The sequence below is a fragment of the Vibrio antiquarius genome (assembly GCF_000024825.1).
Classification (GTDB): Bacteria; Pseudomonadota; Gammaproteobacteria; order Enterobacterales; family Vibrionaceae; genus Vibrio; species Vibrio diabolicus.
The window spans coordinates 598,399-614,346 of sequence record NC_013456.1 but is presented as its reverse complement, the minus strand read 5'-3'; the positions used below and the strand labels follow the sequence as shown (position 1 = coordinate 614,346).

The following is a 15,948-nucleotide window of genomic DNA, read 5'->3' as shown; positions in this document are numbered from 1 at the left end:
GCACCTAGAAAAGCAAGCCGCCAAAAATGCAAACTTAAGTTAAGTGATGCAGAAATGAGACTACTCAAGTGCTGCAAGGATAGAACAATGAGTAGCATCATCGTCCGTATGACCGCAGCAAGCATCATTGATCTTCTTCAAAGCTCGACGAATTTTCGTTAGCTCGTTAATTTTTCCATCAATCAGCTCTAACTTAGCAGAAGTAATAGCTTTAACCTCTGCACAGCTGTGTTCTGTTGCTTCTAGTTTGATTTCTAGTAGCTCTTTAATCTCATCCAAGCTCAGGCCCAGCTCTTTACCTTTAAGGATGAAGTGTACCTGCTTTTGATTCTCTTCATTGTAGAGACGATAACCTGATTCACTTCGACCTGCGGGCTTTATCAGCGCGTTTTTCTCATAAAAACGCAGCGTATCTGCCGTCACACCACAACGTTTTGCCAGTTCACCTATCTGAAACATAACTTTCCCTATTAACTATCTCGTTACTTTTAAAGCTAAAGAACCTCTTTTTCACAATTATTTTTGAGATGCCAAACGATTGCGCGAGCTTTTTTGTAATAAATTGGTTAGAATACGCGCCATCAAATGTGGAGACTGTTTTCTAACCAGAAAACATCCGGCAAAGGTCTTTACCAAAACTGGCCAATATTTTACCCCAAGAGGTAAAAACAAGTTCATTTTTGGCAAACATCTTTAACTCCGTGAATTTGAGGAAAATGGAAGCATGAATAACGCTCGTCCTATTCGCCGTGCGCTTATCAGCGTATCAGACAAAACAGGTATTGTTGAGTTTGCACAAGCTCTTGCTGAGCGCGGTGTCGATATCCTATCTACTGGTGGTACAGCACGCCTACTTGCCGAACAAGGCATCGCAGTAACAGAAGTCTCTGACTACACAGGTTTCCCAGAAATGATGGACGGCCGCGTTAAAACGCTTCACCCGAAAGTTCACGGTGGTGTGCTTGGTCGTCGTGGTCAAGATGACGACGTGATGGCAAAACATGGCATCAATCCAATCGACATGGTCGTTGTTAACCTATACCCATTCGCAGAAACCGTTGCAAAAGAAGGCTGTACACTAGCTGACGCGGTTGAAAACATCGATATCGGCGGCCCAACGATGGTTCGCTCTGCAGCGAAAAACCACAAAGACGTGACTATCATTGTGAACGCTCATGATTACGACCGCGTTATCGCTGAAATGGACGAGAACGAGAAATCTCTAACACTAGAGACTCGTTTCGACCTTGCTATCGCAGCATTTGAACACACTGCGGCTTACGATGGCATGATCGCAAACTACTTCGGCACCATGGTTCCATCTTACGGTGAGAACAAAGAAGGTGATGAAGAGTCTAAATTCCCACGTACTTTCAATCAGCAATTCGAGAAGAAGCAAGACATGCGCTACGGTGAGAACAGCCACCAAGCCGCAGCTTTCTACGTGGAAGCCAATCCACAAGAAGCGTCTGTTTCTACTGCTCGCCAAATCCAAGGTAAAGCTCTTTCTTACAACAACATCGCAGACACGGATGCCGCACTTGAATGCGTGAAAGAGTTCAACGAGCCAGCATGTGTAATCGTAAAACACGCCAACCCATGTGGCGTTGCGCTAGGTAAAGACATCCTCGAAGCGTACAACCGCGCTTACCAAACTGACCCAACGTCAGCGTTCGGCGGCATCATTGCATTCAACCAAGAGCTAGATGCAGAAACGGCTAGCGCTATCGTTGAACGTCAATTCGTTGAAGTGATCATTGCTCCTGCTGTTTCTGCTGAAGCGATTGAAGTCGTTGCAGCGAAGAAGAATGTTCGCCTACTTGAGTGTGGTGAGTGGACAACTAAAACAACAGGCTTTGACGTTAAACGCGTTAACGGCGGCCTACTAGTTCAAGACCGTGACCAAGGTATGGTTAGTCTGGATGACCTTAAAGTGGTCTCTAAGCGTCAACCTACAGAAGAAGAGCTAAAAGACGCGCTATTCTGCTGGAAAGTTGCGAAATACGTGAAATCCAATGCAATCGTTTACGCAAAAGGTGACATGACTATCGGTGTAGGCGCAGGCCAAATGAGCCGCGTTTACTCAGCGAAGATTGCCGGCATCAAAGCCGCAGATGAAGGCTTAGAAGTTGCCGGTAGCGTAATGGCATCTGACGCTTTCTTCCCATTCCGCGACGGTATCGATGCCGCAGCAGAAGCCGGCATTAAGTGCGTAATTCAGCCAGGTGGCTCAATGCGTGACGACGAAGTTATCGCAGCAGCAGATGAGCACGGCATGGCGATGATCTTCACGGGTATGCGTCACTTCCGCCACTAATTTCCTCATCGTATTTGGCACTGTGGCGTTGTTAACTGCTTTCGCCCACCCCAGTTACGTAGCTGGCTATGTTTCCGGGATGGGCTCAATTGTAGCCTAGCCACATCATCAAATACTTTGAGTAAACAGTATTTATAAGATTAAGGATTTTCATATGCGAGTTTTAATCATTGGTTCAGGCGGTCGTGAACATGCGCTAGGCTGGAAAGCAGCGCAAAACCCAAATGTTGAGACTATTTTCATTGCTCCAGGCAACGCAGGTACGGCACTAGAGCCAAAACTAGAGAACGTAAACATCGATGTAGAAGACATCGCTGGCCTTGTTGCTTTCGCCAAAGAAAAGGCGATTGAACTGACTATCGTTGGCCCAGAAGCACCATTGGTTATTGGTGTGGTTGATGCGTTCCGCGAAGCGGGCTTACCAATCTTTGGCCCTACCCAAGCCGCAGCGCAGCTTGAAGGCTCCAAAGCGTTTACTAAAGACTTCCTTGCTCGTCACCAAATCCCAACCGGTGCATACGCAAACTTCACAGAAATTGAACCAGCGCTTGCTTACGTGCGTGAGCAAGGTGCGCCGATTGTGGTGAAAGCCGACGGCCTTGCGGCTGGTAAAGGCGTGATTGTGGCAATGACGCTAGAAGAAGCCGAAGACGCAATCAAAGACATGCTAGCAGGCAACGCATTTGGTGACGCAGGCAGCCGCGTGGTTATCGAAGAGTTCCTAGATGGCGAAGAAGCAAGCTTCATCGTGATGGTGGATGGTGAGAACGTTCTGCCAATGGCCACCAGCCAAGATCACAAACGTGTCGGTGACAAAGATACAGGCCCTAACACTGGTGGCATGGGCGCGTACTCGCCAGCTCCTGTGGTAACACCAGAAATTCACAACCGCATCATGGAAGAAGTCATTTACCCAACGGTACGTGGCATGGCGTCTGAAGGTAACCCATACACAGGTTTCCTATACGCGGGTCTGATGATCGACAAAGATGGTACGCCTAAAGTGATCGAGTACAACTGCCGCTTCGGTGATCCAGAGACACAACCAATCATGATGCGTATGGAATCGGATCTGGTTGATCTTTGCTTGGCTGCGATTGACCAAAAACTGGATCAAGTGGAATCAAAATGGGATCCACGTGCGTCGATTGGTATCGTACTCGCAGCCGGTGGTTACCCAGCAGCGTACAACAAAGGCGATGTGATCTCTGGTCTGCCTCAAGTTGAAATTGAAGGCGAGAAAGTCTTCCACGCGGGTACAGAAAATAAAGATGGCAACATCGTAACAAACGGCGGTCGTGTTCTTTGTGCAACCGCACTTGGCAATAGCGTATCAGAAGCGCAGCAACGCGCTTACGAGCTTGCAAAACAGATCAGTTGGGACGGCATGTTCCATCGCAGTGACATCGGCTACCGTGCGATTGCACGTGAGCAAGAAAAATAAAAACAACTTAAGTTGGCTAAAAAACAAAAGGCGCATTCAGCGCCTTTTTTATTACTCTGTCAGTTAGTAAGTCTCACCAAGCTTACTCAGCGAGTAATGCTGGTCGTGGTACACAATCAAAGTCATCATCATTGAGCATCAACAGTTCATCAACCGTTGCTTTAGTTCGTGACTGCTTGCCGACAAAAGCCACGTAACTGTCTACAGATGAGAGACGCTCGATAATAAATTTTGGCAACGTCTGATTAAACTCGAGTGTCGAGAACGCTCTACCTTTGCAGGTTTCAAACGATTGGCCATTCCAATAACCTTGAATGAGGCTCTGACTGTTACGAGACTGCGCCTTAACCGACGCCACTACATCATTCGCTTCTGTCTTGTAACGTTCTAATTGTTCATGCTGAAGTGGTAAAACTTTACGATTAACGCGATATTGTTGGTAAACCGCTTCGCCATCTTTATTAAAACGGATGTGGATTTGAAAAGGCACCAACTCTTGCTTGGTATCAACTTGCTCACCTTTTCGAATCAACTCTCGAAGCTCACCTTCATCCCAACGGTAGTCACTTTGAAACCAGCCATTATCCCCCATCGTCACGTAATCAGCCGCCGTACTCACGCGAGTGAGTTTCTCGGTCATCCAGTACAAGCTACTTGCGTCTCCATCAACTTTGCCGCCAGAGAAGTGAGTGAATTGTTCTAAATTAGGAGTTTCAACCGACGAACAGCCAAAAAGGGTAAAGCTAGATAAGAGAAGTGAAGCGATTAGATGTTTTTTCATGAAGTTGCACCGAGGCAGGATACCTCGGTGCATTCTAACTTAGTTTACTGATTCTTTCAGCGCTTTACCTGCTACGAATGCAGGTACGTTAGCTGCTGCGATTTGAATCTCGTCACCAGTCTTAGGGTTACGACCAGTACGTGCAGCGCGGTGGTTTACTTTGAATGTACCAAAACCAATTAGTTGAACTTGGTCACCCTCTTTAAGTGCACCAGTTACACCATCAAGAGTCGCTTCAAGAGCAGCTTTTGCTTGTGCTTTTGATAGGTCTGCTTTCTCTGCGATAAAGTCGATTAATTGGGTCTTGTTCATTAGGTTTCCCTTCTCATAGGTTATCGAATTCGTCTCACTCTAAAACATAAATGCCCCATCTGGCAAAGGTTTGTAAGCGATCTTTCGATTTTCTGACGTACTTTTAGCCATAATATGAGTAATAACTCACAATTTGTTACCACATACCCCCTGAAAACCCTTGCTTTCCAAGGTTTTTGGACCAATTTATAAGGCACTTTTGCGGTTATAATAGCTGCAAATAACCACTATCAAACTACATTCAAGGGCAACTATGCTGCTGTTATCCATTTATATCTCTATTGCAATCGGCATTTCGTTTATCTGTTCGGTGCTGGAGGCGGTACTGCTGAGTATCAGTCCGAGCTACATTGCGCAGCTCAATCAACAGGGGCATCCCGCAGCTGGGCAACTGGCTAAGCTAAAATCAGATATCGACCGGCCATTGGCATCCATTCTAACTCTAAATACCATCGCTCATACCATCGGCGCGGCCACTGCTGGTGCACAAGCTGCGGTGGTATTTGGTAGCGAAGCGTTAGGTATCTTTTCGGCAGTGCTCACACTGGCGATCTTGGTGCTTTCAGAGATCGTACCGAAAACAATTGGCGCAACTTACTGGCGTCAATTGGCGCCAACCGCGGCAGTCGCATTACGCTGGATGGTATGGGCGCTAACACCATTCGTATGGTTTTCAGAGCAAATCACCAAGCGTCTTGCTCGTAACCACGAAGCACCCAAGATGCGCGATGAACTGTCGGCAATGGCGATTCTGGCACGTGAAAGCGGTGAATTTGCCGAGGGTGAATCAAAAATATTAAGCAACTTGCTTGGCATCCAAGATGTACCTGTAACTCAGGTTATGACCCCACGTCCTGTGGTATTCCGTATTGATGCCACGATGACCATCAATGAGTTCCTAGAAAAACACAAGGATACACCTTTCTCCCGCCCATTGGTTTATAGCGAGCAGAAAGACAATATCATTGGTTTTGTGCACCGCCTTGAGTTGTTCAAACTCCAACAATCAGGTTGTGGACAGAAACAACTGGGAGCAATCATGCGCCCGATTCAAGTGGTGCTAAACAACACGACTTTACCGAAAGTGTTTGACCAGATGATGACTCATCGCCTACAGCTGGCACTTGTCGTTGACGAATACGGTACTGTGCAAGGCTTGGTGACGTTGGAAGATATCTTTGAACACCTCGTGGGTGAAGAAATCATCGATGAAGCGGATAAAAGTACCGACATGCAAGAGCTGGCTTACCAACGCTGGGAAAGTTGGAAAGAGATGCACGGCGTAATCGAAAGCCGCGATGACGATGAAGAAGAGGAAGAACTGGAGAAGCATCACAAGGAGCCAGAAACTCAAGAAGCGACAAAACCAGGCTCTAAAGAATCGTAATCAGCATTGGGCATAACCGCTCAAACGCCGCAAACAAAAAGGCATCCATTTAGGATGCCTTTTTCTATCTATTCAACGACTAAAGTGCGATACCAATATTGCTCACACCTTCTTCACGTAACTCTTCACGTAAATCTTTAATCAAGCTGATGTCACGCTCTACCGCTTCACGCAGTGGACGGAAAATAGCCCACTGCACGTCCCATTCTTCACATACGGCTTCATTTTCTTTCTGATTGTCGTTGGTGATTGGCTCTGCACCTTGCGCTTGCTCTAGATCAGCAACGGTTTGTACCGACTGTTGGCTCACTTTAAGCATTGAATCGAAAAGGTAGTCGCGGTCCAATAGGCCATGCAGTAACGTAGACAAACCCTGACACGCGTCCATCGCTGGATAAACCCCGTAAAAATCGAACTCATCCGCACTTGGGAACAACTCTTCTAACTTCTCTAATTGACGTTCGAAGTTAATTTTCGCGTTCTTAACTGTCAAAATTTCCCATACACTATCAAGAATCGCTCGGTACGCACGCGGGTCAGCAAATTCTGTATTCTCACAAAACATCGCATAGTTTGGATACATGCGTTCACACAGACACGCCATAAAGGTAATTTGTTGCCAAGGTTCTAGTTTTTCTAAACGAACCTGAAGAGGATTCTTAAGCATAGTCACTCAATCATTGAAGAAAAAAACAGCGAAAGTGTACTTGATTCATCACAGGGAAAAAAGTTAATGCCGCATTCAAATAAGATTTTCCTGCTCTCAGAGCATCGCGACACCTACAAAACGTTACTGGCAGAGAAAAATCTGCCCGACCTTTGCCTCACCGACCAACCTGAAGAAGCTCAGATCGTACTGGCGGATCCACCATTACTATCACAAAGGTTAGACGAGTTTTCACAGCTTGAGTGGGTGCAATCCACATTTGCGGGGGTGAACGCTTTAATGTCACCGGCTCTGCGCCAAGATTACACACTGACCAACGTACGCGGTATTTTCGGCCCATTAATTGCCGAATATGTGCTGGGTTACAGTATTGCCCATTACCGCCACTTCAACCGATACCACCAGCAACAACAAAACAAACGATGGCAGCCTCATCTCTATACATCATTACAAAGTAAAACCATGGTGATTCTCGGTACTGGTAGCATTGGGTGTTATTTGGGCAACGCAGCTAAAGCAATGGGAATAAAAACCATCGGTATGAACCGCACAGGTATTCCGACCTCAGGTGGTGAATTTCATCAGACCTTTCATATCAGTGAACTAAGTAAGGCATTTGAACAAGCCGACATTGTTGTGAATACCCTACCAAGTACACCGGAGACGCAACAGTTACTTAATCGTCAAACACTCAGCCATCTAAACAAGGCGTTATTATTCAACGTGGGTCGCGGCGACGTACTGGATGAGGCAGGGTTGCTCTTCGCTCTGAAAAACCGTTGGGTAGAACACGCCTTCTTAGATGTGTTTGAGCAAGAACCGCTATCGGTAGAACATCCGTTTTGGAAACTTCCGCAAGTAACCATCACCCCTCACATCGCGGCGTTAAGTTTCCCCGAGCAAGTGATCGACATTTTTGCAGACAACTACTTGAGTTGGAGGGACGGTTTCTCTCTAAATAATCAGGTTGATTTCGACAAAGGGTATTAGCCGTTTTATGTCTCTAGAAACATTGCTTCAACAAGTGCGCGCCTGTCAGATTTGCGCGGATAATTTACCTTTGGGCGCAAACCCTGTCGTACAAGCAGCAAAAGGGGCACGCATCCTAATCATCGGTCAGGCCCCAGGCACACGTGTACACAAAACTTCGATACCTTGGAATGACCCAAGTGGTGATCGATTACGCCAATGGCTCGATATCGACAAAGACGTTTTCTACGACCCAAATAAAATTGCCATTGTCCCAATGGGATTCTGTTATCCAGGCAAAGGGAACTCTGGTGATTTACCGCCTCGTAAAGAATGTGCGCCCACTTGGCATAGAAAGATTCTTGAGCAGCTGCCCAATATAGAGCTCACTCTACTAATTGGTCAGTACTCGCAGCAGTACTATCTCACCAACAAACCAAAGACGCTCACGCAAACCGTTCAGCAATGGCAAGATTGGGAACCGGACTTTATCCCGCTCCCTCACCCATCTCCACGCAATACATTGTGGTTAAAGAAGAATCCTTGGTTTGAATCTGACGTCGTACCATACCTTAAAAAACGCGTTCACTCGATGCTTTAGGTTACCCATGATCTAATTGCTTGTTTATCTGTACAAGAAAATTAGAACATAAAACCTGTAAACATAAGTATTTGTTTATATTAAATTTTAATGTCTAATGTACAGCTAGAGTAGTAGTTAGATCATAGTAGGCCAAATACTACTAGAGCTGTACAGCCTTGAGTCTCAGATAGAAAAAATGAATTTTAGGTAAAAAAATACCGGCACTGAATGCCGGCATTTGATTTCAAAAAGTCGAAGTTACTTGTGGTACGGCTTAGATAACTCGTGTACCGCTTCCACAAATACGCCCGCGTTTTCTGGCGGTACATCCAAGTGGATACCGTGACCTAGGTTGAACACATGACCAGTCCCCGTATCACCAAATCCTTCTAGGATATCCGCTACTTCTTCACGGATGCGCTCTGGCGAAGCGTAAAGCATTGATGGGTCCATGTTACCTTGCAGCGCCACCTTATCACCGATACGTGCTTTCGCGTCTGCAATGTTGATTGTCCAGTCTAGACCAACCGCATCACAGCCCGTTGCTGCGATTTGCTCAAGCCACATACCGCCATTCTTAGTAAACAGTGTGACTGGCACGCGACGACCATCGTTTTCACGAATCAGACCATCTACAATCTTGTGCATGTATTGCAGTGAGAACAGGTTGTAGTCACGAGGCGTCAGTACGCCACCCCATGTGTCAAATACCATTACCGACTGCGCGCCTGCTTTAATTTGCGCGTTTAGGTACTCGATAACGCTGTCTGCCAGCTTATCTAGAAGTAAGTGCAGAGTTTGTGGTTCCGCGTACATCATTTTCTTGATCTTGGTGAAGGCTTTAGAACTGCCACCTTCGATCATGTACGTAGCAAGAGTCCACGGGCTACCAGAGAAGCCAATTAACGGCACTTCACCCTTAAGGTCTTTACGGATCTGACGTACTGCGTTCATTACATATTGCAGTTCACCTTCTGGATCTGGCAAACCAATTTTTTCCACGTCAGCTTTGCATGTAATTGGGTTATCAAAAACAGGTCCTTCGCCCGCAGCAAAACGTAAACCAAGCCCCATTGCATCTGGAATCGTTAAGATGTCCGAGAATAAGATCGCGGCATCAAGAGGAAAACGGCGTAATGGTTGAAGTGTCACTTCGGATGCTAATTCTGCATTTCGACACAAAGACATGAAATCACCCGCTTCTGCACGAGTCGCTTTGTATTCTGGTAGGTAACGACCTGCCTGGCGCATCATCCATACTGGCGTGTAATCTACCGGCTCTTTTAAAAGCGCACGCAGATAACGATCATTTTTTAATTCAGTCATTCCGTAATTCCAACTGTTAGGCTTTCTGTGAAAGGGGGTATTCTATCACTGATTTAAGTCCAATAGCTGTGTGCTTTGCAACCTGGATCAAGTTATTAACTTTTAAATCAATGCTTAATTTGCCCCCAATCGGTATCAGTGTTAAAAATTTGTTCGCTAGCGAAAACTACAATTATAAACTGAGTACCCGTACTCAGCATCTCATAACGACATCTTACTTACCCCCTCCCTCTCGGAGGGTTTTTTTTTATCTATTTATCAGATAATTAGAATCAATATCTTGTAGCGTTTGTTCGATAAGCGCTCTTGCAATCGTTCCTTTAGGCGCAACAGGCGGCATCTCGTCAATACCAAACCATTGTGCATCAGACAGCTCAGTGTAGTCTGGACTTAACTCTCCCGATTCATAGTCAGCTAAAAACCCCATCATCATACTCGATGGGAAAGCCCAAGGCTGGCTGCCAAAGTAACGAATATTTTTAACGAGAATTCCTGTTTCTTCATGAATTTCTCGAGCCACACACTCTTCTAATGTCTCACCAACTTCTAGAAAACCGGCAATGACGGTATACATACCATTTCGATGCCTTGGATGTTGAGCCAATAAGATCTGATTCTCTTTACGCACAGCAACGATAATACATGGAAATATTCGAGGATAATGGAGAGTACGGCATTCGCCACACTGCATAGCTAACTGGTTATTATTAAGAAAGTTTCTTCCACCGCACTGTGGGCAAAAACGCAGACTTTGCGTCATGTGCCCATACTGGACCGCTTTACTTAACAACATAAATAATGGCTCAGGAAAATGCAGGCAGTCGCGTAGTGAGACTAATGGTAGATCATGCTCCAGATCAGACAAATTAAGCCACATGACGGGCGAACCTGAATACTCACCAATGGGTCTTGCACTCACTTCAGGCAGTGATAACTGCTCTGCAGACCCGAAAGGCACAGCACCATCCACCAGCCAAATTTCACTTCCTGCAACAACACACCAGTATGCATTTATCGCGCGGTTAACATCACCTTTTCTTAACATTACACCATCCCTTTGCTTGAAGTTCGTTCATTTTACTGGCAATCTAATTTCATACTAGAGTTTGTCGTTAAGTAAATTCGCACTCTAAATTCTAGTAAGGACAAGAGTTTGTAATAACTTTACTAACTTTGCTTTGCAAAGGATACGTTCGCCAACAGGCGATCAGATCATGAGGGCATGGTCATGCTAAAAAAATTCAAACAAACACAAGACCAGTGGGGTGGCTCAAGTGATGTCATTGATCACTGGTTAGAGACACGACAATCCCTGATTGTTGAATATTGTAAGCTTGCAGCACTGCAACCTTGTTCGAAAACCAATGTTATTGAACTCCCATCTCCTTCCGAATTGCAGGATTTCTGTCAGCATCTCGTTGATTACATCTCCGAGGGCCATTTTAAAATCTATGACATGGTTATGGATCGCTGGAAAGCGACTGGCTTTGTCGTGACCAATGAGATCAATCAAACTTATGGCCAAATAGTCCTGACAACTGAACCACTATTGAACTTTAACGATAAGTACTCAGAAGTTACTGAAGATGATGAATTAGATGATTTCGATTCTGATATGTGTCTCATTGGCGAAATTCTTGAGACTCGATTTGAAGTCGAGGACTATCTGATACAGCAGATCGCAGAAAGTCTGTCTATGCCCCCAGGGGCTTAGTGTTTGCGAATATTCAGAGACTGAAGGATAGAAAAGACTGACGATCATCGTCGGTCTTTTTTGTTTCTAGCCTTATCACTATTACCTTCTCTAAGAACCCTCTCGAAGAAAAAGGCAGGATAAAAACTAAAAAGGCACCCGAAGGTGCCTTTTTTCTTAAGCTTCTAACGATTACTCGTTAAATGGCTTACTCTTCAGAAGAGAAACCAGCGTTTAGAAGTGCCGCTAGGTTATCCGTTGCTTGCTCAGCAGAAGGACCATCTTGCGCTTCAGAACGTTTAGCTTGACGCTCTTGGTGGTATGCGAAACCAGTACCAGCTGGGATCAGACGACCAACAATTACGTTCTCTTTCAGACCACGTAGGTCATCACGCTTACCAGAAACCGCTGCTTCTGTTAGTACGCGAGTTGTCTCCTGGAACGATGCCGCAGAGATGAACGACTCAGTCGCTAGAGATGCTTTAGTGATACCTAGTAGTTCACGTTCGAAACGTGCAGGCTCTTTGCCTTCAGCTTCTAGGTTACGGTTAGCAATCTTAACTTGTGAGTACTCAATCTGCTCACCAGGTAGGAACTCAGAGTCACCAGAGTGAGTAATAGTACACTTACGTAGCATCTGACGAACGATAGTTTCAATGTGCTTATCGTTAATCTTAACGCCTTGTAGACGGTAAACTTCCTGTACTTCGTTAGCAATGTACTGCGTTACCGCGTGTACGCCACGTAGACGTAGGATGTCGTGTGGAGACTCTGGACCATCTGCGATCACGTCACCACGTTCAACTTTTTCACCTTCGAATACGTTCAACTGACGATGCTTAGGAATCATCTCTTCGTAAGCTTCACCGCTTTCACGTGTGATCACTAAGCGACGTTTACCTTTGGTCTCTTTACCGAAGCTCACAGTACCTGTGTGCTCAGCAAGGATTGCAGGCTCTTTCGGCTTACGTGCTTCAAATAGGTCAGCAACTCGTGGAAGACCACCGGTGATATCTTTGTTACCGCCAGACTTCTGAGGAATACGTGCTAGTGTCGCACCAACACCTACTGCTGCGCCATCTTCGATGTTCACAATCGCTTTACCAGGTAGGAAGTAGTGAGCTGGCATATCAGTACCAGGGATCATTACATCGTTACCTTGCTCATCAACAAGTTTGATAGCTGGACGCATATCTTTACCTGCTGAAGGACGAGCTGCTGGGTCAGTTACTTCGCTTGAAGATAGACCTGTTAGGTCATCGGTTTGACGAGATACTGTTACGCCGTCGATCATGTCTACGAACTGGATGCGACCTGCTACCTCAGTAATGATAGGTAGTGTGTGTGCTTCCCAGTTTGCAACTGTTTCGCCAGCTTGAACTGTATCGCCATCTCCTTTGCTTAGTAGCGTACCGTAAGGCAGTTTGTGTTTCTCTTTCGTACGACCAAACTCATCAATGATAGTTAATTCTGTCGCACGAGAAGTGATAACGATCTTACCGTCATCAGCCAATACAGATTTAGCGTTGTGTAGCTTGATAGAACCGTTGTTCTTAACTTGAACACTGTTCTCTGCCGCTGCTGTCGATGCTGCACCACCGATGTGGAACGTACGCATGGTAAGCTGTGTACCTGGTTCACCGATAGACTGAGCAGCGATAACACCTACTGCTTCACCTTGGTTCACTAGGTGACCACGTGCTAGGTCACGACCGTAACACTGTGCACAACAACCGAAGTCAGAATCACACGTTACTACAGAGCGCACTTTCATGCTGTCTACTGAGTTCTCTTCCATGATTTGACACCACTTCTCATCGATCAGGGTGTTACGTGGAATAAGAACGTCTTCAGTGCCAGGTTTTAGTACGTCTTCAGCAACAACACGACCAAGAGCAAGCTCAGAAAGTGCAACTTTAACATCACCACCCTCGATGTGAGGCATCATGTCAACACCCTCGTGAGTGCCACAGTCATGTTCAGTTACAACAACGTCTTGAGCAACGTCTACTAGACGACGAGTTAGGTAACCCGAGTTCGCTGTTTTCAGTGCCGTATCCGCAAGACCCTTACGAGCACCGTGCGTTGAGATAAAGTACTGAAGTACGTTTAGACCTTCTTTAAAGTTCGCCGTGATCGGCGTTTCGATGATTGAACCATCTGGACGCGCCATCAGACCACGCATACCCGCAAGCTGACGAATCTGTGCTGCAGAACCACGAGCGCCCGAGTCCGCCATCATGTAGATGCTGTTGAATGACTCTTGCTGTTCCTCTTCACCGTCACGGTTAACTACCGTTTCAGATGAAAGGTTTTCCATCATTGCTTTCGCAACACGGTCGTTGGTCGATGCCCAGATATCGATAACTTTGTTGTAGCGTTCGCCCGCAGTAACAAGACCTGATTGGTACTGTTCCTGGATTTCACGTACTTCTTCTTCCGCTTCTGCGATTTCAGTGTACTTAGCTGCTGGTACAACCATATCGTCGATACCAACAGATACACCAGAAAGTGCCGCGTATGCGAAACCGGTGTACATGATTTGGTCAGCGAAGATTACAGTGTCTTTCAGACCTAGTTTACGGTACGCCTCGTTAAGTAGGTTAGAGATTTGCTTCTTACCTAGCTTTTGGTTAACGATGCTGTACGGTAGACCAGCTGGCACGATTTGCCATAGCATTGCACGACCAACAGTGGTGTCTACCATCTTGGTTTCTGTAGTGCTGTTGCCGTCTTCGTCTACAACGGTTTCTGTAATACGTACTTTAACGCGTGCGTGAAGCTCAGCTTGTTTAGTGCGGTATGCTTTCTCAGCCTCTTCTGGGCCCGAAAGGTACATGCCTTCACCTTTCACGTTGATCTTTTCACGAGTCATGTAGTACAGACCCAATACAACGTCCTGAGAAGGTACGATGATCGGATCACCTGACGCTGGCGACAGAATGTTGTTTGTCGACATCATCAGAGTACGAGCTTCAAGCTGTGCCTCTAGAGTTAGAGGTACGTGAACCGCCATTTGGTCACCATCGAAGTCCGCGTTGTACGCCGCACATACAAGTGGGTGTAGCTGAATCGCTTTACCTTCGATTAGTACTGGTTCGAACGCCTGGATACCGAGACGGTGAAGTGTCGGTGCACGGTTCAATAGTACTGGGTGTTCACGGATTACTTCGTCTAGGATATCCCAAACGACCGCTTCTTCACGCTCTACCATTTTCTTAGCAGCTTTGATTGTAGTCGCAAGACCACGAGTCTCTAGCTTGCTGTAGATGAATGGTTTGAATAGCTCAAGTGCCATCTTCTTAGGAAGACCACACTGGTGTAGACGAAGGTATGGACCTACTGTGATTACAGAACGGCCAGAGTAGTCTACACGTTTACCTAGAAGGTTCTGACGGAAACGACCTTGTTTACCCTTGATCATATCAGCAAGAGATTTCAGAGGACGCTTGTTAGAACCTGTGATCGCACGACCACGACGACCGTTATCTAGTAGCGCATCAACAGACTCTTGCAGCATACGTTTTTCGTTACGTACGATGATATCCGGAGCAGCTAGCTCTAGAAGACGCTTCAAACGGTTGTTACGGTTGATCACACGACGGTATAGATCGTTAAGATCAGAAGTCGCAAAGCGACCGCCATCTAGAGGTACTAGAGGACGTAGATCTGGCGGAAGTACTGGAAGTACTGTTAGGATCATCCACTCTGGGTTGTTACCCGATGCGATGAACGCTTCTACCAGCTTAAGACGCTTAGTTACTTTCTTACGCTTAGTTTCAGAGTTTGTTGTCTCTAACTCTTCACGCATTTGTTCTGCTTCAGCGTGCATATCCATAGAACCTAGTAGGTCCTTGATAGCTTCCGCACCCATCTTAGCAGTGAACTCGTCGCCCCACTCTTCTAGACGATCTAGATACTCTTCTTCCGTAAGCATCTGACCTTTTTCTAGATCAGTCATACCTGGTTCTGTTACTACGTACATTTCGAAGTAAAGAACACGTTCGATATCACGTAGAGGGATATCCATCAGTAGACCGATACGAGACGGTAGCGATTTTAGGAACCAGATGTGAGCTACTGGTGAAGCCAGTTCAATGTGGCCCATACGGTCACGACGAACTTTAGTTTGTGTAACTTCTACACCACACTTCTCACAGATAACACCACGGTGCTTCAGGCGCTTGTACTTACCACAAAGACATTCGTAGTCTTTAACTGGACCAAAGATACGCGCACAGAACAGACCATCGCGTTCAGGTTTGAACGTACGATAGTTGATCGTTTCAGGTTTTTTAACTTCACCAAAAGACCATGAACGGATCATGTCTGGTGAAGATAGACCGATTTTGATTGCATCAAATTCTTCGGTCTTATGCTGTGCTTTTAGAAAGTTTAATAAGTCTTTCACAATCAGCTCCTGTAAGGAGTTAAAAGGAGCTCACTCGCTAAAGTGAGCACCTTCTTCC

Annotated in this window: 13 protein-coding genes; 6 read left to right on the top strand and 7 right to left on the bottom strand. The window is 46.0% G+C overall.

Annotation, left to right across the window (positions count from 1 at the left end):
- Window positions 1–60 precede the first annotated feature (60 nt).
- Window positions 61–459, bottom strand: a complete 399-nt coding sequence (gene zntR / locus VEA_RS02955; protein WP_005397290.1) for a Zn(2+)-responsive transcriptional regulator — start codon at window positions 457–459, stop codon at window positions 61–63.
- A gap of 265 nt (window positions 460–724) precedes the next feature.
- Between zntR and purH the strand changes: the two genes are divergently transcribed.
- Complete coding sequence (purH, locus tag VEA_RS02950) at window positions 725–2,317, top strand: bifunctional phosphoribosylaminoimidazolecarboxamide formyltransferase/IMP cyclohydrolase (protein ID WP_006743192.1); 1,593 nt, start codon at window positions 725–727, stop codon at window positions 2,315–2,317.
- A 154-nt stretch (window positions 2,318–2,471) separates the two neighbouring features.
- Window positions 2,472–3,761, top strand: coding sequence for a phosphoribosylamine--glycine ligase (gene purD, locus VEA_RS02945; protein ID WP_012841313.1), 1,290 nt, complete (start codon window positions 2,472–2,474; stop codon window positions 3,759–3,761).
- Between the two features lie 82 nt (window positions 3,762–3,843).
- Here purD and VEA_RS02940 read toward each other — a convergent pair whose 3' ends face one another.
- Window positions 3,844–4,542, bottom strand: coding sequence for a DUF1481 domain-containing protein (locus tag VEA_RS02940; RefSeq protein ID WP_012841312.1), 699 nt, complete (start codon window positions 4,540–4,542; stop codon window positions 3,844–3,846).
- Between the two features lie 39 nt (window positions 4,543–4,581).
- On the bottom strand, window positions 4,582–4,854 hold the full coding sequence (gene hupA / locus VEA_RS02935; RefSeq protein ID WP_005382524.1) for a nucleoid-associated protein HU-alpha: 273 nt from the start codon (window positions 4,852–4,854) through the stop codon (window positions 4,582–4,584).
- Window positions 4,855–5,107: 253 nt separating this feature from the next.
- On the opposite strand from hupA, the gene VEA_RS02930 reads away from it, so the two are divergent.
- Window positions 5,108–6,241 (top strand): hemolysin family protein, encoded by a 1,134-nt coding sequence (locus tag VEA_RS02930; protein ID WP_005397285.1) that lies wholly within the window; start codon window positions 5,108–5,110, stop codon window positions 6,239–6,241.
- Window positions 6,242–6,320: 79 nt separating this feature from the next.
- On the opposite strand, the gene VEA_RS02925 is transcribed toward VEA_RS02930, so the two are convergent.
- Window positions 6,321–6,908, bottom strand: a complete 588-nt coding sequence (locus tag VEA_RS02925) for a YjaG family protein (RefSeq protein ID WP_005382520.1) — start codon at window positions 6,906–6,908, stop codon at window positions 6,321–6,323.
- A gap of 66 nt (window positions 6,909–6,974) precedes the next feature.
- On the opposite strand from VEA_RS02925, the gene VEA_RS02920 reads away from it, so the two are divergent.
- On the top strand, window positions 6,975–7,898 hold the full coding sequence (locus tag VEA_RS02920; RefSeq protein ID WP_006743189.1) for a D-2-hydroxyacid dehydrogenase: 924 nt from the start codon (window positions 6,975–6,977) through the stop codon (window positions 7,896–7,898).
- 7 nt (window positions 7,899–7,905) lie between these two features.
- The gene (locus tag VEA_RS02915; RefSeq protein WP_012841311.1) at window positions 7,906–8,478 is read left to right on the top strand and encodes a uracil-DNA glycosylase family protein; all 573 of its coding nucleotides are present in this window, start codon (window positions 7,906–7,908) and stop codon (window positions 8,476–8,478) included.
- A 240-nt stretch (window positions 8,479–8,718) separates the two neighbouring features.
- On the opposite strand, the gene hemE is transcribed toward VEA_RS02915, so the two are convergent.
- On the bottom strand, window positions 8,719–9,786 hold the full coding sequence (gene hemE / locus VEA_RS02910; protein ID WP_006743188.1) for a uroporphyrinogen decarboxylase: 1,068 nt from the start codon (window positions 9,784–9,786) through the stop codon (window positions 8,719–8,721).
- A 247-nt stretch (window positions 9,787–10,033) separates the two neighbouring features.
- Window positions 10,034–10,831, bottom strand: coding sequence for an NAD(+) diphosphatase (nudC, locus tag VEA_RS02905; RefSeq protein ID WP_006743187.1), 798 nt, complete (start codon window positions 10,829–10,831; stop codon window positions 10,034–10,036).
- A 177-nt stretch (window positions 10,832–11,008) separates the two neighbouring features.
- On the opposite strand from nudC, the gene VEA_RS02900 reads away from it, so the two are divergent.
- Complete coding sequence (locus VEA_RS02900) at window positions 11,009–11,500, top strand: Rsd/AlgQ family anti-sigma factor (protein ID WP_031780615.1); 492 nt, start codon at window positions 11,009–11,011, stop codon at window positions 11,498–11,500.
- A 187-nt stretch (window positions 11,501–11,687) separates the two neighbouring features.
- Here VEA_RS02900 and rpoC read toward each other — a convergent pair whose 3' ends face one another.
- On the bottom strand, window positions 11,688–15,890 hold the full coding sequence (gene rpoC / locus VEA_RS02895; RefSeq protein WP_005397277.1) for a DNA-directed RNA polymerase subunit beta': 4,203 nt from the start codon (window positions 15,888–15,890) through the stop codon (window positions 11,688–11,690).
- Window positions 15,891–15,948: the final 58 nt, after the last annotated feature.

What these genes read in the sequence shown, in the direction of transcription:
- VEA_RS02925 (WP_005382520.1), bottom strand. Translation starts at nt 6,908, where the DNA reads ATGCTTAAGAATCCTCTTCAGGTTCGTTTAGAAAAACTAGAACCTTGG.
- purH (WP_006743192.1), top strand. Translation starts at nt 725, where the DNA reads ATGAATAACGCTCGTCCTATTCGCCGTGCGCTTATCAGCGTATCAGAC.
- VEA_RS02940 (WP_012841312.1), bottom strand. Translation starts at nt 4,542, where the DNA reads ATGAAAAAACATCTAATCGCTTCACTTCTCTTATCTAGCTTTACCCTT.
- VEA_RS02915 (WP_012841311.1), top strand. Translation starts at nt 7,906, where the DNA reads ATGTCTCTAGAAACATTGCTTCAACAAGTGCGCGCCTGTCAGATTTGC.
- VEA_RS02920 (WP_006743189.1), top strand. Translation starts at nt 6,975, where the DNA reads ATGCCGCATTCAAATAAGATTTTCCTGCTCTCAGAGCATCGCGACACC.
- hemE (WP_006743188.1), bottom strand. Translation starts at nt 9,786, where the DNA reads ATGACTGAATTAAAAAATGATCGTTATCTGCGTGCGCTTTTAAAAGAG.
- nudC (WP_006743187.1), bottom strand. Translation starts at nt 10,831, where the DNA reads ATGTTAAGAAAAGGTGATGTTAACCGCGCGATAAATGCATACTGGTGT.
- VEA_RS02930 (WP_005397285.1), top strand. Translation starts at nt 5,108, where the DNA reads ATGCTGCTGTTATCCATTTATATCTCTATTGCAATCGGCATTTCGTTT.
- purD (WP_012841313.1), top strand. Translation starts at nt 2,472, where the DNA reads ATGCGAGTTTTAATCATTGGTTCAGGCGGTCGTGAACATGCGCTAGGC.
- zntR (WP_005397290.1), bottom strand. Translation starts at nt 459, where the DNA reads ATGTTTCAGATAGGTGAACTGGCAAAACGTTGTGGTGTGACGGCAGAT.
- hupA (WP_005382524.1), bottom strand. Translation starts at nt 4,854, where the DNA reads ATGAACAAGACCCAATTAATCGACTTTATCGCAGAGAAAGCAGACCTA.
- VEA_RS02900 (WP_031780615.1), top strand. Translation starts at nt 11,009, where the DNA reads ATGGTCATGCTAAAAAAATTCAAACAAACACAAGACCAGTGGGGTGGC.